The sequence below is a fragment of the Pseudomonas sp. NMI760_13 genome, assembly GCF_021283245.1.
In the GTDB taxonomy this organism is placed as follows: Bacteria; Pseudomonadota; Gammaproteobacteria; order Pseudomonadales; family Pseudomonadaceae; genus Aquipseudomonas; species Aquipseudomonas peradeniyensis.
In genome coordinates this window covers 1-21,652 of the sequence record NZ_JAJSRC010000037.1, presented here as the reverse complement: position 1 = coordinate 21,652, position 21,652 = coordinate 1, and the positions used below count along the sequence as shown (strand labels likewise).

The following is a 21,652-nucleotide window of genomic DNA, read 5'->3' as shown; positions in this document are numbered from 1 at the left end:
GGCTTGTGCACAACCTGTGGGAGCGGGTTTACCCGCGAAAGGGCATAACAGGTCAACGCTATTTCTTGCCGAGTTTTCGCAACTCGTCCGACTCGACCACCCGAATCCCGTCTTCCTCTTCCAGCGCCAGGCGCCACAGCGCCCGGGCCAGGGTGCAGGCCTCGATGCCCCGGTACTTGCCCGGTATCAGGCGGGCGAAGGGCGCCGCCATCCGTTCACCCAGGCGCGGCTCGATCCGCTCGCCCAGCAGTAACGAAGGCCGCACGATGGTCAACTGCGGCCAGTCCTGCTGCTTGAGCGCCTCTTCCATCTCGCCCTTGACCCGGTTGTAGAAGACCGACGATTTCGGATCGGCGCCCAGCGCGCTGATCACCAGCAGGTGACGGGCGCCCATCTCGCGGGCACGCTTGCTGAAGGCCACGACCATGTCCAGGTCGACGGCGCGGAAGGCGTTTTCCGAGCCCGCCTGCTTGAGCGTGGTGCCCAGGCAGCAGAAGGCGATATCGACACGACCGGCCAGTTGCGGGAGAAACACGGCCGGATCGCCCACCGGGTTTTCCAGGTGCGGATGCTCGGCCAGGGGGCGGCGGGTCGGTGCCAGCACGCGGCTGATGGTGGGCTCGTTGAGCAGGCGGTCGAGCAGGTGTTCACCCGTCAGACCCGTGGCACCGGCAAGCAGGACATGTTGAGGCGTCAGGTACATGGTGTCTCTCCCTCGTTACTACACAGCTTAGTGGGCGCCAGGTTTTTTTGCCTGTTCCCCCGAAGCTGGCTGGGCTTCATTGCGCAGGGCTTGCTCGGCCTGTTGGTGGCGCAGGCGCTGCCAGTGGCTGATCACTGGCGGCGGCGCCCAGAGCTGTGGCTCCGAGGCTTCGAAGCCCTCCCTTCGTTCTCTTTCGGCAACGCTTTGCCGCGCCAGTTCAAACGCCTGTTTCAGGTCGTCGGTCTGGTTCAGCGCCTGGGCGAACAGGGCGTCGCCGAAGTAGGTGAAGTCGGCCTCTTCCGAGCAGCCGAACGACACCCGGTCGGGGCGCGCGGCGGTCATGACCAGGGTGCGGTCGTCCTTGAGCGGGGCGATATAGCCACCGGAATAACAGGCGGAGATGACGATCACCTTGTCGCGGTCCTTCAGTGGTGTCAGGGCGCTGGCCAGTTCGTCGGCGGACAGGTCGGCCAGTTGCAGGCGCGGCTGGTCGAGCACCAGTTGGTGGTCATGGCTGCCGTGGCTGGTCAAGTAGATGAACACCAGGTCCTCCGGGCCGCTGCGCTCGGCCAGGGTACGGGCGGCACGGGTGATGTTCTCGCGTGTGGCCATGGGGCGGTCGGCCAGATGGTCGCGATGATTGACCAGGGTCACCTGGCCGTGGGCGCCGAAGCGCACCTTGAGCATGTTGCTGACATAGTCGGCCTCACGCAGGAACACGCTTTGCTGGCCGTCACCGGCCACCACCAGGCTGTACAGCTGCACAGGCGGTACCGACGCAGGCACCTTGGCCAGTGCATCGGCCAGTAGTTTGCCCTGGTTGAGCAGGGCCAGGTCCAGCGGGTCGGGCAGCAGCTTGCCCTGGGTATCGCGCACCCGCACGCCGTTGACCCAGGTGCCGCTCTCGACCCGTCCGTCCGGGTGGGTCAGCTTGCCACGACCATGGTAGGCGTCGTCGGCAAAACCGCCGACATACTGGCTGCCGTCGGCCAGTTGCAAGGTGCCGCTGCCGGCGAAGCGCCAGTCGCGAAAACCACCCTTGTAGCGGCTGCCGTCGCTGCCCAGCAGTTCGCCCTGGCCGACCAGCGACCCATCCTTGAAGTCGCCGATCCAGACATCGCCGTCGGCGCTCTCGTAGCGACCCCGGCCTTCGAGGCGGTTGTCCTTGAACTCGCCGATGTACTGCTCGCCGTCGGCGCTGTCGTAGGTGCCGGCGCCTTGCAGCTGGCCGTCGATGAAGTGGCCGCCGAACTGGTTGCCGCTGGCGTCGCTGCGCACCCCGGCGCCGTTGGGCTTGCCCTTGGCGAACAGGCCCTGGTAGCGGCTGCCGTCGGCCAGTTCGAGCTGGCCGGCACCTTCGTACTGGTCGTCCTTGAACTGGCCGCGGTAGGTCTGGTCGTTTTGTTTGAGCGTGCCCTCGCCATCGCGGCGGCCATGCTTGAAGGTGCCGGCATAATGGCTGCCGGGGGTGGTCAGGTCGCCCAGGCCCTGGAACAGGCCTTCGCTGAATTGGCCGCGATAGACCTCGCCGTTGCTGCCGTGCCATTCGCCCTGGCCATGCCACTGGCCGTCCTTGAAGGTGCCGGCGTACCAGCTGCCGTTGGGATAGTCGATGCGCCCCTCGCCTTGCAGCAGGCCGTCAACCACCTGGCCGCGGTAGCGGCCGCCGTCGGGCAGCCGGGCGTCCGGGGGCGACAGTGGTTCGCCTTCGCCGCAGGCGGCGAGCAGCAGGATCAGGGTCAGGGGGAGCAGGCGGCGCATGGCGGGTTCCGGGACAATCGATGCGCCGAGTATGCCGCAGAATGCGCAGGTGCGTGAATCGGGGCCGCGTGGCGACCCCTGGGGCGGCTCAGACGAAGCAGAGCGACAGCGGTTCGGCGATGTAGGCGGGTTTTTCTTCGCCTTCGATCTCGAGGGTGACGGTGGCCTTGAGCAGCCATTGCCCCGGTTTCTTCTCGGTGGCGTCGGTCAGGTCGACCTTCAGTCGTACCTGGCTGTCGACCTTCACCGGCTGGATGAAGCGCACGCTGTCCAGGCCGTAGTTGACCACCATCTTCAGCCCTTCGGGCAGCACGAGGATGTCTTCCATCAGTTTGGGAATCAACGACAGGGTGAGAAAACCATGGGCGATGGTGGTGCCGAACGGGGTCTTGGCCGCTTTGACCGGGTCGACATGGATGAACTGGAAATCGCCGGTGGCCTCGGCGAACAGGTTGATGCGTTGCTGATCGATCTTCAGCCAGGCGGAACGTCCCAGTTCCTTGCCAACGTACTGCGAAAGCTCTGTAACGGGTACATAGGGCATCGCGACATCTCCAGATTGTCATTTGGTACGAGTGTGCAAGATCAGCACGGCGAACCGTTTCAGTCAAGTTGCCCGCTTTTCGCCGAATATCGCCTTATAGGCAGTTGCTTAGCGTGCTTATAATGGTCGCCATGCTCTGAGGGAGGTCCATATGCTGTTGCGTGGTTTGACCTGGCTGGTGCTGTTCCAGTTGCTGGGAACGGCGATCAACCACCTGTTGCTGCCCATCCTGCCCGGGCCCATCATCGGCCTGTTGCTGCTGATGGCCTTCCTGATGATCCGTGGCGAGGTCGGCCAGCCACTCAACGAGGCCGCCGGCAGCCTGTTGCGCTACCTGCCGCTGCTGCTGGTGCCGCCGGCGGTGGGGGTGATGGTCTATGCCAGGGACATCGCCGCCGACTTCTGGGCCATCGTCGGGGCCCTGCTGATTTCCTGCCTGCTGACCCTGGTGTTCGTCGGCGTGCTGATGCAGAAGTTGATCCAGCGTCAGGGCAGGCGCGAGGAGCAGCCATGATCCTCGACTGGCACGGCGCGCTCGAGGCGGTCATCCACCATCCGTTGTTCGGCATCGGCATCACCCTGGCCGCCTACCAGCTGGTGCTGGCGGGCTATGAGAGGACCCGCTGGATCTTCCTGCAGCCGGTGCTGGTGTCGATGCTGGTGGTGATCGGCATCCTCCTGGCCTGCGGCATCGACTACGCCGAGTACCGCAAGAGCACCGAGATCATGAACATCCTCCTGGGGCCGGCTACCGTGGCCCTGGCGGTGCCGCTCTACCTCAACCTGCGGCGTATTCGGCAGCTGTTCTGGCCGACATTTACTACGCTGGTAGTCGGAGGCCTGTTCGCCACCGTGGCGTGCCTGGCGCTGGGGTGGTGGTTCGGTGCCGAACACATGATCCTGATGACCATGGCGCCGAAGTCGGTCACTTCGCCGATCGCCATGCTGGTGGCCGAGCAGATCGGCGGGGTGGCGGCCCTGGCCGCGGTGTTCGTGCTGATCACCGGGGTGATCGGCGCGATCTTCGGCCCGGCGCTGTTGACCCGCTGCGGCGTGCTCAGCCCGGAGGCGCGAGGCATGGCGCTGGGGGTGACCGCCCACGCGGTGGGTACCTCGGTGGCCTTGCAGGAAAGTGACGAATGCGGCGCCTTCGCCGCGCTGGCGATGAGCCTGATGGGGGTGGCCACGGCGGTGTTCCTGCCGTTGGCGGTCAGCCTGGTGGCTTGAGGAATCGAGATGACGTTACCGCTGTTTCCCCTCAATACCGTGCTGTTCCCCGGTTGCCTGCTCGACCTGCAGATCTTCGAGGCGCGCTACCTGGACATGATCGGCCGCTGCATGAAGCAGGGCGCCGGTTTCGGCGTGGTGTGCATCCTTGAAGGCGAACAGGTGGGCAAGGCGCCGCCAGTGGTGGCCTCGCTCGGCTGCGAGGCGTTGATCCGCGATTTCGTGCAGCAGGACAACGGCCTGCTGGGCATCCGTGTCGAGGGCGTGCGGCGGTTTCGCGTCGAGCGGACCGAGGTGCAGAAGGACCAGCTGATGCTCGCCGAGGTGCAATGGCTGCCGGACCTGGCGGACAGCCCGTTGCTGGAGCAGGACGACGACCTCCTGGCCCTGCTGCTGGCGTTGGGCGAGCACCCGATGGTCGAAGCGCTGGACATGCCGCGCGACGTGGACGGGCGCCAGTCGCTGGGCAACCAGCTGGCGTACCTGCTGCCGTTCATGGAAGAGGATAAGCTCGGCCTGCTGGCCATCGATTCGCCGCAGCTCAGGCTGGAGGCGATCCAGGCGTTGCTCGAGCGGATCCAGGGCGAGTTGTTCGCCTGATCAGGATTGCCCGCCCAGCGGCCCATGCGATCCCTGTAGGAGCGGCCTTGTGCCGCGAAAGGGGCGCAACGCGGCCCCGGCGATTTTTGCTTTAGCGCTGAAATCCCGGGGCCGCTTCGCCGCCCTTTCGCGGCACAAGGCCGCTCCTACAGGGACTTGCGACTGTATCAATACTGGTAGCGCAACAACGCCTTTGGCAGCGCGTGCAGGGCAAAGAACGCCAGCAACGCGACGCATGCCGGCAGCACCAGCCACCACACCCGTTGCGCCAGCGCCACCAGCGGCTGGCGATGCTGCACCAGGGTCAGGCTCGCCGCGCACACGCAGCACGCCAGCAGTGCCCCGGCGAGGATATCGGTTGGCCAGTGCGCGCCCAGGTACACCCGCGACAAGGCGATCGCCAGCGCCGGCAGGCAGCCCAGCATGACCCAGGTCAGGCGCATGCGCGGCGGCTGCCCGCGTCCGGCCAGCACCGCCAGCACCAGGAAGAAGGCGAACGACGCCGAGCTGTGGCCGCTGGGCATGCTGTAGCTGGTCAGCGGATCGACCAGCACCTCGGGGCGGGCGCGGGCGAACAGCCATTTCAGTGTACCGTTGGCCAAGGCCGTGCCGATCAGCGCGGTGCCGGCGAACAAGGCGTGACGCCATTGCCGGGCCAGCAGCAGCAAGCCGGTGAGCAGGCCGCCCAGGAAGAACTGGGTGCGGAAGTCGCCCAGGCGGGTGATCAGCACCACGGCGCCGTCGATGGCCTGGCTGCGGTGTTCCTGAACCAGGGTCATCACGCCCTGGTCGAACTCGCTCAGGTATGGCCAGCCGATGAACAGCGCGGCCACGGCCAGGCCGCTGAGGGCGGCGATCAGCCGGGTGCCGTGGCGCTGGTCGCGAATGCTGGTGCTCAAGCTCAGGCCGATGAGCACTGCCAGGGTGCCGACGACGATCCCGGCGTCCAGCCAGAACCCTTCCGGCAGTGGCAGGCGCATGGCCGCGCCGGTGGCCCAGCCGGGCAGCAGGTAGGCTACCGACCAGCCGGCGCCGGCCACCAGGCTCACGGCGATGAAGCGTGGCAGCGGCATGTCGAACATGCCGGCGACCATCGGCAGCATCGGTCGCAGCGGGCCAATGAAGCGGCCGACCAGCAGGCTGGCAATGCCGTAGCGCTGGAAGTACGCCTCGGCGCTGCCGATCCACTGCGGGTGGCTGCGTAGCAGCGGCAGGCGGCGGATGTTCTGGTGGAAGTACTTGCCGATGCCGTAGGAGATCGCATCGCCCAGCATCCCGCCGAGGAAGCCCAGCAACAGCGTCTCGCCGAGGCTGAAGGCGCCGCTGCCGGCCAGCACGGCGACGGCGAACAGCAGCACGGTGCCGGGCACGATGATGCCGGCGATCGCCAGGCATTCGACGCAGGCGACGATGAAGATCGCCAGGCCGAGCCACTGCGGATTGGCGCCAAGCCAGGTGGTCAGGCTGTCCAGCCATTGGCCCATGGTTCAGTTTCCTTGTTCGAGCATGAAGAAGTCTTTGCCTTCGACCTGGCCGCGGCGCAGCGGGTTTCGGCTGCAGAAGCGCGCGTAGTCGGCATCGACGAAGCGGTAGGGCAGGTGTTCGTCGCGACCGTGGGGGATGCCCAGGCGGGTGGTCTGGATCACCTTTGGCACCTGTATGTCGCAGTCTTCGACATACAGGCGCTCGGGGTCGAAGCGCCGGGCGTCCCAATGCGGCACCTTCAGGCCCAGGGCCCGGCACAGCAGGGTCTGGCCGTTGCACAGGCGCTCGGGCGGGCGCAGGTTGCCGCTGGCGTCGGGATTGTTCAGCTGCATCCGGGCCAGGCTGTTGGCGTCTGAGATGGCGTCGGTCCAAGGGTAGGCGGACTTGATCAGCACCGCGTTGCCCGGGCCCTGGGCGCTGAAGTTCAGTGAATCGCCGCCACGGGCGTAATACATGTAGATGTGCCCGCCATCGAGGAACAGCGCCTTGCGCTTCTCGGTGAAGCCCAGGGAGGCGTGGCTGCCCTTGTCGGTGAGGTAGTAGGCCTCGGTCTCGATGATCCGCGCTGCCAGCCAGAGATCGCCGTGGCGATGGCGGATGACCTTGCCCAGCAGGTCGCGGGCGAGGGTCTGGGCGTCGCGGTCGAAGAAGCTGTCGGGCAAGGCCCGGGCCGGGCAGGGGGCTGGGACGGACATACGCGCGGTTCGTGGCTATGGAGGCGGCGATGATAGCAATGAATGGCTTAATCGAGGCTGAATCGCCAAGTCGGTGATTGGCCCTTTCGCGGGTAAACCCGCTCCCACAGGTTATGCGCAGAGCCTGTGGGAGCGGGTTTACCCGCGAAAGGGCCGGATCAGGCGCAGGAAATGCTGATACGGGTCGTTACATCTTTCCAACACATTCCCCCCACCATTTTCGACCATCCGCCACCCGCCGCTGGGCGTACCCGAGCGCTCCAGTTATAATCAGCCGATTTCCCCTTTGCCAAGACACCGAACCCATGACCGAGTCCGTTCTTGACTACATGACCCGCCTGGGTCGCGCCGCCCGTGAGGCCTCGCGGGTGATCGGCCGTGCCAGCACCGCGCAGAAGAACCGCGCCCTGCAGGCCGCCGCCGACGCCCTCGACGCGGCTCGCGACGCGCTCACCGCAGCCAACGAACAGGACCTGGCCAACGGTCGCAAGAACGGCCTGGAGCCGGCGCTGCTCGACCGCCTGGCACTCACCCCGGCGCGCATCGACGGCATGATCACCGGCCTGCGCCAGGTGGCCAGCCTGGCGGATCCGGTCGGTGCCATCCGCGACATGAGCTACCGCCCGTCGGGCATCCAGGTCGGCAAGATGCGCGTGCCGCTGGGTGTCATTGGCATCATCTACGAGTCGCGCCCCAACGTGACCATCGACGCCGCCAGCCTGTGCCTGAAGTCGGGCAACGCCACCATCCTGCGCGGCGGCTCCGAGGCCATCCACTCCAACCGCGCCATCGCCGCCTGCATCCAGCGCGGCCTGGCCGAGGCCGGCCTGCCGCCGGCGGTGGTGCAAGTGGTCGAGACCACCGACCGCGAGGCCGTGGGCGCGCTGATCAGCATGCCGGAATTCGTCGATGTGATTGTCCCGCGTGGCGGCCGTGGCCTGATCGAGCGCATCAGTCGCGACGCCCGGGTACCGGTAATCAAGCATCTGGACGGCATCTGCCATGTCTTCGTCGATGCCCATGCCGACCTGGACAAGGCATGGCGCGTGGCCTTCAACGCCAAGACCTACCGCTACGGCATCTGTGGCGCCATGGAAACCCTGTTGGTGGACCAGGCCGTGGCCGAGCGCTTCCTGCCGGAAATGGCCCGCCGATTCCACGACAAGGGCGTCGAGCTGCGCGGCTGCGAGCGCACCCGGGCGATCATCGACGCCAAGCCGGCCAGTGAAGACGACTGGCACACCGAATACCTTGACGCGATCCTGTCGATCCGCGTCGTCGACGGCCTGGAGCAGGCCATCGAACACATCAACCACTACGGCTCGCACCACACCGACTCGATCATTACCGAGCACCAGGGCCAGTCCCGGCGTTTCATCGCCGAGGTAGACTCGGCGTCGGTCATGCTCAACACCCCGACCTGCTTCGCCGATGGCTTCGAGTACGGCCTGGGCGCGGAAATCGGCATCTCCACCGACAAGCTGCACGCCCGCGGCCCGGTCGGCCTGGAAGGCCTGACCTGCGAGAAGTACGTGGTGATCGGCGACGGCCAGCTGCGCGGCCAGGAGTCGTGCTGAGTTGAGCAACGCTGTGGCAGTCCGGCGTATCGGCATTCTCGGCGGTACCTTCGACCCGGTGCATATCGGTCACCTGCGCAGCGCGCTGGAAGTGGCCGAGTTCATGCGCCTGGACGAGCTGCGCCTGCTGCCTAACGCCCGCCCGCCGCACCGCGACACGCCGCTGGTGTCGGCCCAGGATCGGTTGGCCATGGTGCGCGGCGCGGTGGCCGGGGTTGATTGCCTGAGTGTCGATGCCCGTGAACTGGCCCGCGACAAACCGTCGTACACCATCGACACGCTCGAATCGATCCGCTCTGAATTGAACGTGCACGACCAGCTGTTCCTGGTGCTGGGCTGGGACGCGTTCTGCGGCCTGCCCAGCTGGCATCGCTGGGAAGAGCTGCTGCAACACTGTCACATCCTGGTGCTGCAGCGCCCGGATGCCGATGTCGAACCCCCTGACGAGTTGCGCAACCTGTTGGCGGCGCGCTCGGAGAGCGATCCCACCGCCATGTCCGGCCCGGCGGGGCACATTTCGTTCGTCTGGCAGACCCCGCTCGCGGTGTCCGCCACGCAAATCCGGCAGCTGCTGGCCAGCGGCAAGTCGGTGCGGTTCCTGGTGCCGGACGCAGTACTGGCCTATATCGAGGCACACGACCTGTATCGTGTGTCCAACTGACGGCGCCCGCTGGCGCCTCAATCAATGAGTTGAACGAGTTTTATATGACCAAGCAGAAAATCAATGGCATCAGTGGCGAAGAGCTGGTCAAACTGACCATCAGCGCCCTGGAAGACGTCAAGGCCCAGGACATCCAGGTCATCGACGTGCGCGAAAAGCACAGCCTGACCGACTACATGATCATTGCCACCGGTACCTCCAATCGCCAGATCAACGCGATGCTGGAAAAGGTCCGTGAAGCGGTGAAGAAAGAGGGTGCGCAACCCCTGGGTGAAGAAGGCAAGGGCGACAGCGACTGGGTCCTGCTGGACCTGAACGACGTCATCGTGCACATGATGACCGCCGCTGCCCGCCAGTTCTACGACCTGGAGCGCCTGTGGCTGGGTGCCGAGCAGAGCCGTGCCGCCGATGCCAAGCACCACAGCCCGGAAAACGCCAGCGATTACTTCACCGACAAGCTCAAAGACCGGGAATAAGGAAGCGCCGTGCGTCTGCGTCTGATCGCGGTCGGCTCGCGCATGCCCAAGTGGGTCGAGGAAGGCTGGCATGAGTATGCCAAGCGCCTGCCCCCGGAGCTTGCGCTGGAGCTGGTGGAAATCCCGCTTAACACCCGCGGCAAGAACGCCGATGTCGCCCGCCTGATCCGTCAGGAGGGCGAGGCGATGCTGAGCAAGGTGCAGCCTGGGGAACGCATCGTCACCCTCGAGGTCCATGGCAAGCCCTGGAGCACCGAGCAATTGGCGGGCGAGTTGGACCGTTGGCGCCTGGACGCGCGTACGGTCAACCTGATGGTGGGCGGCCCGGAAGGGCTGGCGCCGGAAGTCTGCGCGCGCAGCGAACAGCGCTGGTCGCTGTCGCCGCTGACGTTGCCGCACCCGTTGGTAAGGATACTCATCGGCGAGCAGATCTACCGCGCCTGGACCGTGCTGTCCGGGCATCCCTACCACAAATGAACCTGTAAGCCTCTCCGATGCCGCAGCAGATTCGCCTCAAGGACCACGAAAAAGACGCCCGCCTGGTGCGCAACCGCGTCGTCGTGGGCGCCGTGGCGGTGGTGCTGCTCGTCTGCGTGCTGATCGCCCGGCTGTATTACCTGCAGGTCATCCAGTACGACTATCACTCGACGCTGTCGGAGAACAACCGGGTGCATGTGCAGCCGATCCCGCCGACCCGTGGGCTGATCTTCGACCGCAACGGCGTGGTGGTGGCGGACAACCGCCCCAGCTTCAGCCTGGTGATGACCCGCGAACGCGCCGGCAATGCCGGCAAGTGGCAGGACGTGCTGGATGTGATCGTCGAGGTGCTCGAGCTCACTCCCGACGACCGTGCCCTGTTCGAGAAGCGCATGAAGCAGGGGCGCCGGCCATTCGAGCCGGTGCCGATCCTGTTCGAGCTCAACGAAGAGCAGATTGCCCGCATCGCGGTCAACCAGTTCCGCCTGCCCGGCGTGGAGGTAGCGGCGCAGCTGGTTCGCCACTACCCCCAGGGCGCGCATTTCGCCCATTCGGTGGGCTACGTCGGGCGGATCAACGAGAAGGAACTCAAGAGCCTCGACCCGGTGAATTACAGCGGCACCCACCACATCGGCAAGACTGGCATCGAGCGCTTCTACGAAGACGAGCTGCATGGCCAGGTGGGGTACGAGGAAGTCGAGACCAACGCCCGTGGCCGCGTGCTGCGAGTGCTCAAGCGCACCGACCCGAAGCCGGGCAAGGACATCGTGCTGAGCTTGGATATCAAGCTGCAGGAAGCCGCCGAGCAGGCGCTGGGCGGGCGCCGTGGCGCCATCGTCGCCCTTGACCCGCGCACCGGCGAGGTGCTGGCGATGGTCAGCCAGCCGAGCTTCGACCCCAACCTGTTCGTCACCGGTATCGGCTTCAAGGCCTACGCCGAACTGCGCGACTCGATCGACCGGCCGCTGTTCAACCGTGTGCTGCGCGGTCTTTATCCGCCTGGCTCGACCATCAAGCCGGCAGTGGCGATTGCCGGGCTCGACAGTGGCGTGGTGACGGCAGGCAGCCGGGTGTTCGACCCGGGTTACTACCAACTGCCCAACTACGATCACAAATACCGCAACTGGAACCGCACCGGCGATGGCTGGGTTGACCTGGATGTGGCGATCATGCGGTCAAACGACACGTACTTCTACGATCTTGCGCACAAGATGGGAATCGATCGGCTGTCCAGCTACATGAACAAGTTCGGTATCGGGCAGAAGGTCGCCCTGGACATGTTCGAAGAGTCGCCCGGATTGATGCCGTCCCGTGAGTGGAAGCGCGCCACCCGCCGTCAGGCCTGGTTCCCCGGCGAAACCCTGATCCTTGGCATCGGCCAGGGCTATATGCAGACCACGCCGCTGCAGTTGGCCCAGGCCACCGCGCTGATTGCCAACAAAGGCGTGTGGAACCGTCCACACCTGGCCAAGACCATCGAAGGCCAGCCTCCGGTGGACGAGAACCCCATGGAAAACATCGTCCTGCGCGACAAGTCTGACTGGGCCAGGGTCACTCATGGCATGGAGCAGGTGATGCACGGCGCCCGCGGCACCGCCCGCAAGGCCGCCATCGGCTCGCAGTACCGCATCGCAGGCAAGAGCGGCACGGCCCAGGTGGTGGCGATCAAGCAGGGTGAGAAGTACGACCGTAACAAACTCCAGGAACGCCACCGCGACCACGCCTTGTTCGTCGCCTTCGCCCCGGCCGACGATCCGAGGATCGTGGTTTCGGTGATGGTCGAGAACGGTGAGTCCGGTTCCGGCGTCGCCGCCCCCGTGGTGCGCCAGGTCATGGATGCCTGGCTGCTTGACGAGAACGGCCGGCTCAAGCCCGAGTTCGCCCCCGCCACAGTCGCCCAGGAATCGGCCCCGTGAAGAACAACTTCGACCGCATGCTCTCCAGCGAGGACGTGATGCGCAGGCGCGCCAGCTTCCTGCAGCGCATCCACATCGACGGCCCCTTGCTGCTCATCCTGCTGACGCTCGCCGCCGGCAGCCTGTTCGTGCTCTATTCGGCCAGCGGCAAGAACTGGGACCTGCTGATGAAGCAGGCCAGTTCCTTCGGCATCGGCCTGGTGTCGATGTTCATCATCGCCCAGCTCGAACCGCGCTTCATGGCGCGCTGGGTGCCGCTGGCCTACCTGGCCGGGGTGTTCCTGCTGATCGTGGTGGACGTCATGGGCCACAACGCCATGGGCGCGACGCGCTGGATCAACATTCCCGGGGTGATCCGTTTCCAGCCCTCGGAATTCATGAAGATCATCATGCCGGCGACCATCGCCTGGTACCTGGCCAAGCGCACGTTGCCGCCGCAGCTCAAGCATGTGGCGATCAGCCTGGTCCTGATCGGCGTGCCGTTCATCCTCATCGTGCGCCAGCCTGACCTGGGCACGGCCTTGCTGATCCTCGCCTCGGGCGCCTTCGTGCTGTTCATGGGCGGGCTGCGCTGGCGCTGGATCGTCAGCGTGATCGCCGCGGCGGTGCCGGTGGCGGTGGCGATGTGGTTCTTTGTCATGCACGACTACCAGAAGCAGCGCGTACTGACCTTCCTCGACCCGGAAAGCGACCCGCTGGGCACCGGCTGGAACATCATCCAGTCCAAGGCGGCGATCGGTTCGGGCGGGGTGTTCGGCAAGGGCTGGCTGCTGGGCACCCAGTCGCACCTGGACTTCCTGCCGGAAAGCCACACCGACTTCATCATCGCCGTGCTCGGCGAGGAGTTCGGCCTGGTCGGCATCTGCCTGCTGCTGCTGATCTACATCCTGCTGATCGGCCGCGGGCTGATGATCACCGCCCAGGCCCAGACCCTGTTCGGCAAGCTGCTCGCGGGCAGCCTGACCATGACCTTCTTTGTTTATGTGTTCGTCAATATCGGTATGGTCAGCGGCCTACTGCCCGTGGTGGGCGTGCCGCTGCCCTTCATCAGCTATGGCGGAACTTCGTTGGTGACGCTGCTGTCAGCGTTTGGCGTTCTGATGTCGATCCATACGCACCGTAAATGGATTGCACAGGTTTGAAAAAGGTGAAGAATTTCATGCAAGCAGTGCGTGGCTGGGCTGCCCGCCTGGCGCCGTTCTTCGGCGCAGTGGGGCTGCTCGGCGCAATCCAGCAGGCCAATGCCGGTGACTACGACGGCTCGCCCCAGGTGGCCGAGTTCGTTGGCGAGATGACTCGCGACTACGGCTTCGCCGGCGAGCAACTGATGGGCGTGTTCCGCGAGGTGCAGCGCAAGCAGGCGATCCTCGATGCGATATCGCGGCCGGCCGAGCGGGTCAAGCCGTGGAAGGAATACCGCCCGATGTTCATCACCGACGCGCGCATCGCCCGCGGTGTGGACTTCTGGCGCCAGCACGAGGCCGTGCTGGCCCGCGCCGAACAGGAATACGGCGTGCCGGCGCAGTACATCGTCGCGATCATCGGCGTGGAAACCTTCTTCGGTCGCAACACCGGCAACTACCGGGTCATCGATGCCCTGTCCACGCTCGGTTTCGACTACCCGCCACGGGCCGAATTCTTCCGCAAGGAGCTGCGCGAGTTCCTTCTGCTGGCCCGCGAGGAGCAGCTTGATCCGCTCACGCTCAAGGGCTCCTATGCCGGCGCCATGGGCCTGCCGCAGTTCATGCCGAGCAGCTTCCGCGCTTATGCCGTGGACTTCGACGGCGACGGCCACATCAATATCTGGAACAACCCGGACGATGCCATCGGCAGCGTCGCCAGCTACTTCAAGCGTCATGGCTGGGTACCCGGGGAACCTGTGGTCAGCCGCGCCAGCGTGGCCGGCGCACGGGTCGACGAAGGCCTGACCACCGGCATCGAGCCGACCAGGACGGTCGCGCAGTTGCGGGCGCTGGGCTGGTCGGGTCATGATGCGCTGCGCGATGATCTGCCGGTCACCGCCTTCCGCCTGGAAGGCGCCGATGGCCCCGAGTACTGGATGGGCCTGAAAAACTTCTACGCGATCACTCGCTACAACCGCAGCGTGATGTATGCCATGGCGGTGCATCAGCTTTCCGAACAGCTGGTTCTGGCACGGGGCGTCAAGTAAATGCGCGAATTTTTCACCGTCAATACCGCAAAACTGCTCACCTGCGTCGCTGTCGGCCTGGTGCTGGCCAGCTGCTCGTCGAGCCGGCCCTCCACCCCGCAGAGCGGCAACACCGTGCGCGCGCAGCCGGGCCTGGACATCAATCGTGCGCACAAGGACGGCGCGCCCTGGTGGGACGTGGACGTCAACAAGATCCCCGACGCCACGCCGACCGTGCACACTGGCAACTACAAGGCCAACCCCTACACGGTGCTGGGCAAGACCTACTACCCGATGCAGGACTCGCGCAACTACCGCGCCGAAGGCACCGCGTCGTGGTATGGCACCAAGTTCCACGGCCAGAACACCGCCAACGGCGAGCTGTACGACCTGTACGGCATGAGCGCGGCGCACAAGACCCTGCCCCTGCCGGCCTATGTGCGAGTGACCAACCTGGCCAACGGCCGCAGTGTGATCCTGCGGGTCAATGACCGTGGCCCGTTCTATTCCGACCGTATCATCGACCTGTCCTACGCCGCGGCGAAGAAGCTCGGCTATGCCGAGACCGGCACCGCGCACGTGCGCGTCGAAGGGATCGACCCGCAGCAATGGTGGGCCCAGCGTGGCCAGCAGCCGCCGATGGTGCTCAAGGAACCGCAGGTGGCCCAGGCCCAGCCGATTGCCGCGAGCACCGGCCGGGTCGAGCAGTGGACCCCGCCACCGCAGCAGCACGCGGCGCCGGTGGTGCCGGTGCAGGTGGGCGGCAACAATGTGCCGAACGCAAGTGGCGGCAGCATCCTGCAGGTGGGCGCATTCGCCAACCCGGATGCCGCCGAGCTGCTGCGCTCGAAGCTGAGCACCATGGTCAGCGCGCCGGTGTTCATCAGCTCCGTGGTGCGTAACCAGCAGACCCTGCACCGGGTGCGCCTGGGGCCGATCAACAGCCAGGGCGAGATCCAGCAGGCGCAGGACAGCATTCGCCTGGCGAACCTCGGTCAGGCGAAGGTCGTGACCGACTGACGTACGCGTCGGACCTTTCGCGGGTAAACCCGCTCCCACAGGGTTTTGCACAGATCCTGTGGGAGCGGGTTCACCCGCGAAGCAGAGCACACCGATCTGTCGGTTTGTTCATGAATTGCCGGGCAATGACATGTACAATGCCCGCTTTTGCCCGCAGCGGCATTACGTCGCACTGTCGGGCCAGGCCACCGGCCATAAAACTAGACTGACGGGGCGCTGGGCAAACGAACTTGCCCACGGAACATCAGACCATTAGCGATTTACGAGAGACGGATGAACATCACCAACCTTGCCAAACGACTTTGCCTGCCCGTTCTGCTGATGATCATGCCTGCTGCCTTCGCAGCGGAGCAGATGATGCCGGCACCACCGCAACTGGCCGCCAAGTCCTACGTACTCATGGACGCGTCCAGCGGCAACGTGCTGGTCGAGAACAACGGTGACGAGCGCCTGCCGCCGGCCAGCCTGACCAAGCTGATGACCGCCTACATCGCCACCTTGGACATCCGTCGCGGCCAGATCGGCGAGAACGACCCGGTCACCGTCAGCGAGAACGCCTGGCGCACCGGTGGTTCGCGCATGTTCATCAAGGTCGGCAGCCAGGTCACCGTCAGCGACCTGCTGCACGGCATCATCATCCAGTCCGGCAACGACGCCTCGGTCGCCCTGTCCGAGCACATCGCCGGCAGCGAAGACGCTTTCGCCGACATGATGAACAAGACCGCCACCGACCTGGGCATGGCCAACAGCCACTTCATGAACCCGACCGGCCTGCCGAACCCCGAGCACTACTCCTCGGCCCACGACATGGCCCTGCTGGCACGCGCGATCATCAACGAAGATCCGGCGCACTACGCCATCTACTCGCAGAAAGAGTTCTTCTGGAACAACATCAAGCAGCCGAACCGTAACCTGCTGCTGTGGCGCGACAAGACCGTCGATGGCCTGAAGACCGGCCACACCGACGAAGCCGGCTACTGCATGGTCGCCTCGGCCGTGCGTGACGGCCAGCGCCTGATCGCCGTGGTGTTCGGCACCAACAGCGAGCAGTCCCGCGCCGCCGAGACCCAGAAGCTGCTGACCTACGGTTTCCGCTTCTTCGAAACCCAGACCTTCTACCAGAAAGGCACCGAGCTGACCCAGGCCCAGGTATGGAAAGGCGCGACCAACCAGGTGAAAGCCGGCCTGGCCAACGACCTGACCATGACCATGCCTAAAGGCCAATTGAAGCGCCTTCAGGCTTCGATGACCATGAACCCGCAACTGACCGCTCCGATCGCCAAAGGTGACGTGATCGGCAAAGTGGAAGTCAAACTGGACGAGAAAGTGGTTCACAGCGCCGACCTCATCGCCCTTGACGGCGTGGAGGAAGCTGGTTTCTTCGGCCGTATGTGGGATAGCATCCGCCTGTTCTTCTACGGTTTGTTCAACTGATACGTGACCAGCGCGCCCCCGTGAACCAGGCGGGGGCGATGTTGCTGCCACGGCTTACGAGGCCGTTTCCGCCATGAGCGAAGAAGACGTCAAGTCGCACAAGATCGAATTCCCCTGCGAGGACTACCCGATCAAGGTGATCGGTGACACCGTTGTCGGTTTCCGCGACACCGTGATCGAGATCCTCAGCAAGCACGCCAAGGTCGACCTGTCGACCCTGGCCGAGCGCCAGAGCAAGGAAGGCAAGTACACCACGGTGCAACTGCATATCGTTGCCGAGAGCGAAAACCAGCTGCACGACATCAACAGTGCCCTGCGTGCCACCGGCATCGTGAAAATGGTGCTGTGATGTCCGGCGTGCTCGGTATTCGCGATCTTGGCCTGCAGCCCTATGAACCGGTGCTGCAGGCCATGCGCCGCTTTACCGAGCACCGCGGCCCGGACAGCCAGGACGAAGTCTGGCTGGTCGAGCACCCGCCGGTCTTCACCCAGGGCCAGGCCGGCAAGGCCGAGCACCTGCTGATCCCGGGGGAGATCCCGGTGGTACAGACCGATCGCGGTGGCCAGGTCACTTATCACGGCCCCGGCCAACTGGTGGCCTACCTGCTGCTGGATGTGCGGCGCCTGAGCATCGGCGTGCGCGAGCTGGTCAGTCGCATCGAGCAGACGCTCATCGACCTGCTCGCCAGCTACGGCGTGCAGGCGGTGGCCAAGCCCGATGCCCCGGGCGTCTACGTCGATGGCGCGAAGATCGCGTCCCTTGGCCTTCGAATCCGCAACGGTCGTTCCTTCCACGGCCTTGCCCTGAACGTGGACATGGACCTTGCGCCATTCCGCCGAATCAACCCCTGTGGGTATGCGGGGCTGGCCATGACCCAGCTGCGCGACCTGGCAGGCCCGATCGAACTTGACGAGGTCAGGACAAGGCTGCGCGGACAGCTGGTCAGGCACCTCGACTATGCTGAGCAGACGACCCTGACGGGCGGAATCGACTGATTATGACAACTGTGCAAGAAGCCGTGCCGAACCTGATCCCCACGCAAGACGTGACCCCGCGCCCTGCGCCGAAGAAAGTCGAGGCCGGCGTGAAGCTGCGCGGCGCCGAGAAGGTGGCGCGCATCCCGGTGAAGATCATCCCCACCGAAGAACTGCCGAAAAAGCCTGACTGGATTCGCGTGCGCATCCCGGTTTCGCCGGAGGTCGACCGCATCAAGCAACTGCTGCGCAAGCACAAACTGCACAGCGTGTGCGAAGAGGCCTCCTGCCCGAACCTGGGCGAGTGCTTCTCCGGCGGCACCGCGACCTTCATGATCATGGGCGACATCTGCACCCGTCGCTGCCCGTTCTGCGACGTCGGCCACGGCCGTCCGAAGCCTCTGGACCTGGACGAGCCGAAGAACCTGGCCATCGCCATCGCCGACCTGCGCCTGAAGTACGTGGTGATCACCTCGGTGGACCGCGATGACCTGCGTGACGGCGGTGCCCAGCACTTCGCCGATTGCATCCGCGAAATCCGCGCGCTCTCGCCGGGCGTCCAGCTGGAGACCCTGGTGCCGGACTACCGCGGGCGCATGGACGTGGCGCTGGAAATCACCGCACAGACGCCGCCGGACGTGTTCAACCACAACCTCGAGACCGTGCCGCGCCTGTACAAGGCCGCGCGTCCGGGCTCGGACTACGACTGGTCGCTGGACCTGCTGCAGAAGTTCAAGCAGATGGTCCCGCATGTGCCGACCAAGTCCGGCCTGATGCTGGGCCTGGGCGAGACCGACGACGAGGTGATCGAGGTCATGCACCGCATGCGCGAGCATGACATCGACATGCTGACCCTCGGCCAGTACCTGCAGCCGTCGCGCAACCACCTGCCGGTACAGCGCTTCGTGCACCCGGACACCTTCGCCTGGTTCGCCGAGGAAGGTTACAAGATGGGCTTCAAGAACGTCGCCTCCGGCCCGCTGGTGCGCTCGTCGTACCACGCCGACCAGCAGGCCCACGAAGCCAAGATCAAGCTCTGAACCGGGCTTGAGCGGGACATGCCGATGCGCGCCGGAAGGCGGCATCGGCATTTTTGTTTTTGAGCGATCTGTTTCAAGCGACAAGCTGCAAGGAGTGGCGCGATGAATTGCCTGGAAACTGCTGAATACCTGTTGCCCAAGGCCTTGCCTGACAACGCCCGTTTCGCCATCGTCGCCCCGGCCGGGCCGGCGCGGCTGGACACCGACAAGGCCCGTCAGTGGTTCGAAAGCCGTGGCCAGCAGTGCCGCATCTACCCTGGGGTGCTGCAGGCGGACGGTTACCTTGCCGGCAGCGACGAGCAACGCCTGCGTGACCTGCACGATGCATTCAGCGCCCCGGACATCGACGCCATCCTGTGCATGCGCGGCGGTTACGGCAGCATGCGCCTGCTGGACCGCATCGACTTCGAACTGATCCGACGCCATCCCAAGCCGCTGGTGGGTTACAGCGACATCACCGCCCTGCATTCGGCGCTCAACCGACATGCCGGGATGCTGGCCTTCCATGGTGCAATGCTCAATGCCGACCTGCTGGGGGGCAAGCTCGAGCCCACCGTCAGCTCACTGTTCGGACAGCTACGGGGGCGGTTGGGGGCGGGTGATGTGATTGACCACCCTGTCGAGTTCCCGCTCACCAGCGTGGTGCCCGGGATTGCCAGCGGGCGTCTGGTTGGCGGCAACCTGTCGCTGCTCGGCTCCACGCTGGGGACGCTGGCGGAAGTCGACACCCGGGACAGCATCCTGTTCATCGAGGACGTCAACGAGCCGCTCTACCGTGTCGACCGACTGCTGACCCAACTGCGCCTGGCCGGCAAGCTGGAAGAGGTGCGAGGGGTGCTGGTGGGGGACTTTGCCGGGATCACGGTGGCGGCGATGACGCCGCTGCTGCTGGACATCTTCGGCCCGCTCGGGGTGCCGGTGCTGGCCGGGTGGCGCAGTGGGCACTGTGATCCGAATGTGTGCTTGCCGATGGGGGCAAGTGTGCGACTGGATGCTGAAGAGCAGAGTCTGGTGCTGTTGCAGGATCTGTTCAGGGGTTGAGATCGCCGGGGCTGCTTTGCAGCCCTTTCGCGGCACAAGGCCGCTCCTACAGGGGATTGCAATCGCCTGTAGGAGCGGCCTTGTGCCGCGAAAGGGGCGCAAAGCGCCCCCCTGCGCTCTCTAGCGGCGCAGGCTATCAAGCAGCTTGTGGGTCGGATAACCATCCGCCGGCCAACCCTGGGCCTGCTGCGCATTGCGGATTGCCTTGCGGGTATTGGCGCCGATGATCCCATCCGGATTGCCTGCTTCATGCCCGTTGGCATTGAGCAAGGTCTGCAACTCGATTCGCTCGCTGCGGCTCAGCGGCAGGTCCTCTTTCGGCCAGCTGCCGGCAATGAACCCCCATCCGGAGAAACGATCCCCCAGCAGGCTCACCGCCAGCGCGTAGGACGACGAATTGTTGTACTTGAGGATGGCGCGGAAGTTGTCCAGTACCAGGAATGCTGGCCCCTTGGCACCTGCGGGCAGCAACAGGGCGGCGGGCAGCTGGTCGCTGCCGGTTGGCAGGGTGGTGCCGGCCGGCAGTTTCACGCCCAGCTGCAGCCACTCGTTGACGCTCTTGCGCTGGCTGCCATCGGCCAGCCAGTAGTCGAAGCCGGCGGGCACCTGCACCTCGAAGCCCCAGGGTTGGCCACGTTTCCAGCCGGACGCCTGCAGGTAGTGCGCGGTGGAGGCCAGGGCGTCGGCGGTGCTGTTCCAGATGTCGCGACGGCCGTCACCGTCGAAGTCCACGGCGTGGGTCAGGTAGGTGGTCGGGATGAACTGGGTCTGGCCCATGGCGCCAGCCCAGGAGCCACGCATCGCATCGGGCTGGATATCGCCGTTCTGCAGGATCTGCAGGGCGGCGATCAGCTGGTCCTGGGCGAACTGCGGACGCCGGCCCTCATAGGCCAGGGTGGCCAGTGAGCGGATCACCGACTTGCTGCCCTGGAACTGGCCGAAGTTGCTTTCCATGCCCCATACCGAGACCAGAACCTGGCGATCGACACCGTAGCGTTGTTCGATGCGGGTCAGCAGATCGGCGTTCTGCTCGAGCAGTTTCTTGCCGTTGCGCACGCGTAGCGGCGACAGGGCGCCGTCCAGGTACTCCCACACCGGGCGGGTGAACTCGGGTTGGCTACGGTCGGCCTTGATCACGTCCATGTCCGGGGTGACGCCGAGGAAGGCGCGGTCGAACAGGCTGGCACTGATACCGGCTTGCAGGGCTTGTTGGCGGAAGCCGGCCTGCCATTGGGCGAAGGTCTGCAGGGGCTGGATTTCACCGTTGGCCTCGGGCGCGGTGCCGGGCTGGGTGGCGACGGGGGCGGGCTGGGCGGGCGCCAGCGGCAGGGCGTCGGCGGCGGTGGGTTTCTCGGCGCAGGCGACGAGCAGGATGAAGCTTGTGGCCGCGATCAGCTGGCGGGGTTGCCAGCGGAGAGTGAGACGAGAGGGCATGCACAGATCCAGAATTGCAGGTCAGGTGCCGACCATACCATGCCTGCGCATTTCATGCCTTTCATGCCGCCATAAAGCAGGAAGCCTCCCAATCTCTCGATTGGAAGGCTTCGCGGCGGTAGCTGCCTTTGCCTTTTTCCGGTCGTTCCTGGCGGCAGCGGAACAGCGGTTGGGCGACGATGGACTTGGCCTTGTTGGGGCCGTGCTTTTTCGGTTTCTTGCTCATGGTGGGTTCCCGGTCTGGGTGGATGGCGCGCGCACTTTAGGCCTGTAGCGCTACCTGAGCCAATTGATTGTGTTTATGGCGGCGGGCCTGATCGCGGGTCAAGCCCGCTCCCACGACATCTTTGTGGGAGCGGGCTTGAACTGGTCAAGTAATTTTGGACACCGGTTAAGGTTTATGCCGCTGCCTTGAGCTTTTCCTCCATGGCTACTGG

23 protein-coding genes are annotated in these 21,652 nt (G+C 65.2%); 16 read left to right on the top strand and 7 right to left on the bottom strand.

Features of this window, described 5'->3' with window-relative positions; all coding sequences use genetic code 11:
- Nucleotides 1–58: 58 nt before the first annotated feature.
- The 3 genes from LU671_RS26285 to LU671_RS26275 all read right to left on the bottom strand — a co-directional run bounded on the left by LU671_RS26285 (nt 59) and on the right by LU671_RS26275 (nt 3,008).
- Nucleotides 59–703 carry an oxidoreductase gene (locus tag LU671_RS26285; RefSeq protein ID WP_028690375.1) on the bottom strand — a complete coding sequence of 215 codons (645 nt, stop codon included), beginning with the start codon at nt 701–703 and terminating at the stop codon, nt 59–61.
- A 27-nt stretch (nt 704–730) separates the two neighbouring features.
- Entirely contained in the window at nt 731–2,464 is a 1,734-nt protein-coding gene (locus tag LU671_RS26280; protein ID WP_232857389.1) for a C13 family peptidase, read from the bottom strand.
- An 88-nt stretch (nt 2,465–2,552) separates the two neighbouring features.
- Nucleotides 2,553–3,008: a MaoC family dehydratase gene (locus LU671_RS26275; RefSeq protein ID WP_110737952.1), complete on the bottom strand. Its 456-nt coding sequence runs from the start codon at nt 3,006–3,008 to the stop codon at nt 2,553–2,555.
- 151 nt (nt 3,009–3,159) lie between these two features.
- Between LU671_RS26275 and LU671_RS26270 the strand changes: the two genes are divergently transcribed.
- From LU671_RS26270 to LU671_RS26260, 3 genes are read left to right on the top strand one after another with little or no spacing between them, the layout of a single operon-like run.
- Nucleotides 3,160–3,522 (top strand): CidA/LrgA family protein, encoded by a 363-nt coding sequence (locus LU671_RS26270; protein WP_203648172.1) that lies wholly within the window; start codon nt 3,160–3,162, stop codon nt 3,520–3,522.
- A complete protein-coding gene (locus LU671_RS26265) occupies nt 3,519–4,235 on the top strand; it encodes an LrgB family protein (RefSeq protein ID WP_203648171.1) in 717 nt (238 codons plus the stop codon). The genes LU671_RS26270 and LU671_RS26265 overlap by 4 nt, the downstream gene beginning before the upstream one ends.
- Before the next feature lie 9 nt (nt 4,236–4,244).
- Nucleotides 4,245–4,835 (top strand): LON peptidase substrate-binding domain-containing protein, encoded by a 591-nt coding sequence (locus LU671_RS26260; protein ID WP_203648170.1) that lies wholly within the window; start codon nt 4,245–4,247, stop codon nt 4,833–4,835.
- A 167-nt stretch (nt 4,836–5,002) separates the two neighbouring features.
- Here LU671_RS26260 and LU671_RS26255 read toward each other — a convergent pair whose 3' ends face one another.
- Entirely contained in the window at nt 5,003–6,319 is a 1,317-nt protein-coding gene (locus tag LU671_RS26255; RefSeq protein WP_232857388.1) for a bifunctional DedA family/phosphatase PAP2 family protein, read from the bottom strand.
- A gap of 3 nt (nt 6,320–6,322) precedes the next feature.
- Entirely contained in the window at nt 6,323–7,015 is a 693-nt protein-coding gene (locus LU671_RS26250; RefSeq protein WP_232857387.1) for a DNA-3-methyladenine glycosylase, read from the bottom strand.
- Between the two features lie 305 nt (nt 7,016–7,320).
- Between LU671_RS26250 and LU671_RS26245 the strand changes: the two genes are divergently transcribed.
- The 13 genes from LU671_RS26245 to LU671_RS26185 all read left to right on the top strand — a co-directional run bounded on the left by LU671_RS26245 (nt 7,321) and on the right by LU671_RS26185 (nt 19,781).
- Entirely contained in the window at nt 7,321–8,592 is a 1,272-nt protein-coding gene (locus LU671_RS26245; RefSeq protein ID WP_203648167.1) for a glutamate-5-semialdehyde dehydrogenase, read from the top strand.
- A gap of 1 nt (nt 8,593) precedes the next feature.
- Nucleotides 8,594–9,253: a nicotinate-nucleotide adenylyltransferase gene (nadD, locus tag LU671_RS26240; RefSeq protein WP_203648166.1), complete on the top strand. Its 660-nt coding sequence runs from the start codon at nt 8,594–8,596 to the stop codon at nt 9,251–9,253.
- A 44-nt stretch (nt 9,254–9,297) separates the two neighbouring features.
- On the top strand, nt 9,298–9,729 hold the full coding sequence (gene rsfS / locus LU671_RS26235; RefSeq protein WP_203648165.1) for a ribosome silencing factor: 432 nt from the start codon (nt 9,298–9,300) through the stop codon (nt 9,727–9,729).
- 9 nt (nt 9,730–9,738) lie between these two features.
- Nucleotides 9,739–10,206 carry a 23S rRNA (pseudouridine(1915)-N(3))-methyltransferase RlmH gene (rlmH, locus tag LU671_RS26230; protein WP_023631106.1) on the top strand — a complete coding sequence of 156 codons (468 nt, stop codon included), beginning with the start codon at nt 9,739–9,741 and terminating at the stop codon, nt 10,204–10,206.
- 17 nt (nt 10,207–10,223) lie between these two features.
- The gene (gene mrdA, locus LU671_RS26225; RefSeq protein ID WP_203648164.1) at nt 10,224–12,122 is read left to right on the top strand and encodes a penicillin-binding protein 2; all 1,899 of its coding nucleotides are present in this window, start codon (nt 10,224–10,226) and stop codon (nt 12,120–12,122) included.
- A gap of 38 nt (nt 12,123–12,160) precedes the next feature.
- Nucleotides 12,161–13,264 (top strand): rod shape-determining protein RodA, encoded by a 1,104-nt coding sequence (gene rodA, locus LU671_RS26220; protein WP_203652712.1) that lies wholly within the window; start codon nt 12,161–12,163, stop codon nt 13,262–13,264.
- A gap of 17 nt (nt 13,265–13,281) precedes the next feature.
- Nucleotides 13,282–14,292 carry a lytic murein transglycosylase B gene (gene mltB, locus LU671_RS26215; RefSeq protein ID WP_203648163.1) on the top strand — a complete coding sequence of 337 codons (1,011 nt, stop codon included), beginning with the start codon at nt 13,282–13,284 and terminating at the stop codon, nt 14,290–14,292.
- Nucleotides 14,293–15,291 carry a septal ring lytic transglycosylase RlpA family protein gene (locus tag LU671_RS26210; RefSeq protein ID WP_203648162.1) on the top strand — a complete coding sequence of 333 codons (999 nt, stop codon included), beginning with the start codon at nt 14,293–14,295 and terminating at the stop codon, nt 15,289–15,291.
- A 273-nt stretch (nt 15,292–15,564) separates the two neighbouring features.
- Nucleotides 15,565–16,725 (top strand): D-alanyl-D-alanine carboxypeptidase family protein, encoded by a 1,161-nt coding sequence (locus tag LU671_RS26205; protein ID WP_203648161.1) that lies wholly within the window; start codon nt 15,565–15,567, stop codon nt 16,723–16,725.
- A 73-nt stretch (nt 16,726–16,798) separates the two neighbouring features.
- The gene (locus tag LU671_RS26200; protein WP_011535839.1) at nt 16,799–17,074 is read left to right on the top strand and encodes a DUF493 domain-containing protein; all 276 of its coding nucleotides are present in this window, start codon (nt 16,799–16,801) and stop codon (nt 17,072–17,074) included.
- Complete coding sequence (gene lipB, locus LU671_RS26195; protein WP_203648160.1) at nt 17,074–17,721, top strand: lipoyl(octanoyl) transferase LipB; 648 nt, start codon at nt 17,074–17,076, stop codon at nt 17,719–17,721. Before LU671_RS26200 ends, lipB begins: the two co-directional genes overlap by 1 nt.
- Nucleotides 17,722–17,723: 2 nt before the next feature.
- A complete protein-coding gene (gene lipA / locus LU671_RS26190; protein WP_028690392.1) occupies nt 17,724–18,740 on the top strand; it encodes a lipoyl synthase in 1,017 nt (338 codons plus the stop codon).
- Between the two features lie 102 nt (nt 18,741–18,842).
- Nucleotides 18,843–19,781: a S66 peptidase family protein gene (locus LU671_RS26185; RefSeq protein WP_232857386.1), complete on the top strand. Its 939-nt coding sequence runs from the start codon at nt 18,843–18,845 to the stop codon at nt 19,779–19,781.
- Nucleotides 19,782–19,901: 120 nt separating this feature from the next.
- On the opposite strand, the gene LU671_RS26180 is transcribed toward LU671_RS26185, so the two are convergent.
- Both LU671_RS26180 and arfA read right to left on the bottom strand, forming a co-directional pair.
- Nucleotides 19,902–21,215, bottom strand: a complete 1,314-nt coding sequence (locus tag LU671_RS26180; protein ID WP_232857385.1) for a lytic murein transglycosylase — start codon at nt 21,213–21,215, stop codon at nt 19,902–19,904.
- Nucleotides 21,216–21,276: 61 nt separating this feature from the next.
- On the bottom strand, nt 21,277–21,441 hold the full coding sequence (gene arfA, locus LU671_RS26175; protein WP_028690395.1) for an alternative ribosome rescue factor ArfA: 165 nt from the start codon (nt 21,439–21,441) through the stop codon (nt 21,277–21,279).
- Nucleotides 21,442–21,652: the final 211 nt, after the last annotated feature.

Bases quoted from the DNA above. Each gene is read 5' to 3' on its own strand.
- LU671_RS26285 (WP_028690375.1), bottom strand. From the start codon at position 703: ATGTACCTGACGCCTCAACATGTCCTGCTTGCCGGTGCCACGGGTCTG.
- LU671_RS26280 (WP_232857389.1), bottom strand. From the start codon at position 2,464: ATGCGCCGCCTGCTCCCCCTGACCCTGATCCTGCTGCTCGCCGCCTGC.
- LU671_RS26275 (WP_110737952.1), bottom strand. From the start codon at position 3,008: ATGCCCTATGTACCCGTTACAGAGCTTTCGCAGTACGTTGGCAAGGAA.
- LU671_RS26270 (WP_203648172.1), top strand. From the start codon at position 3,160: ATGCTGTTGCGTGGTTTGACCTGGCTGGTGCTGTTCCAGTTGCTGGGA.
- LU671_RS26265 (WP_203648171.1), top strand. From the start codon at position 3,519: ATGATCCTCGACTGGCACGGCGCGCTCGAGGCGGTCATCCACCATCCG.
- LU671_RS26260 (WP_203648170.1), top strand. From the start codon at position 4,245: ATGACGTTACCGCTGTTTCCCCTCAATACCGTGCTGTTCCCCGGTTGC.
- LU671_RS26255 (WP_232857388.1), bottom strand. From the start codon at position 6,319: ATGGGCCAATGGCTGGACAGCCTGACCACCTGGCTTGGCGCCAATCCG.
- LU671_RS26250 (WP_232857387.1), bottom strand. From the start codon at position 7,015: ATGTCCGTCCCAGCCCCCTGCCCGGCCCGGGCCTTGCCCGACAGCTTC.
- LU671_RS26245 (WP_203648167.1), top strand. From the start codon at position 7,321: ATGACCGAGTCCGTTCTTGACTACATGACCCGCCTGGGTCGCGCCGCC.
- rsfS (WP_203648165.1), top strand. From the start codon at position 9,298: ATGACCAAGCAGAAAATCAATGGCATCAGTGGCGAAGAGCTGGTCAAA.
- mrdA (WP_203648164.1), top strand. From the start codon at position 10,224: ATGCCGCAGCAGATTCGCCTCAAGGACCACGAAAAAGACGCCCGCCTG.
- rodA (WP_203652712.1), top strand. From the start codon at position 12,161: ATGCGCAGGCGCGCCAGCTTCCTGCAGCGCATCCACATCGACGGCCCC.
- mltB (WP_203648163.1), top strand. From the start codon at position 13,282: ATGCAAGCAGTGCGTGGCTGGGCTGCCCGCCTGGCGCCGTTCTTCGGC.
- LU671_RS26210 (WP_203648162.1), top strand. From the start codon at position 14,293: ATGCGCGAATTTTTCACCGTCAATACCGCAAAACTGCTCACCTGCGTC.
- LU671_RS26205 (WP_203648161.1), top strand. From the start codon at position 15,565: ATGAACATCACCAACCTTGCCAAACGACTTTGCCTGCCCGTTCTGCTG.
- LU671_RS26200 (WP_011535839.1), top strand. From the start codon at position 16,799: ATGAGCGAAGAAGACGTCAAGTCGCACAAGATCGAATTCCCCTGCGAG.
- lipB (WP_203648160.1), top strand. From the start codon at position 17,074: ATGTCCGGCGTGCTCGGTATTCGCGATCTTGGCCTGCAGCCCTATGAA.
- lipA (WP_028690392.1), top strand. From the start codon at position 17,724: ATGACAACTGTGCAAGAAGCCGTGCCGAACCTGATCCCCACGCAAGAC.
- LU671_RS26185 (WP_232857386.1), top strand. From the start codon at position 18,843: ATGAATTGCCTGGAAACTGCTGAATACCTGTTGCCCAAGGCCTTGCCT.
- LU671_RS26180 (WP_232857385.1), bottom strand. From the start codon at position 21,215: ATGCCCTCTCGTCTCACTCTCCGCTGGCAACCCCGCCAGCTGATCGCG.
- arfA (WP_028690395.1), bottom strand. From the start codon at position 21,441: ATGAGCAAGAAACCGAAAAAGCACGGCCCCAACAAGGCCAAGTCCATC.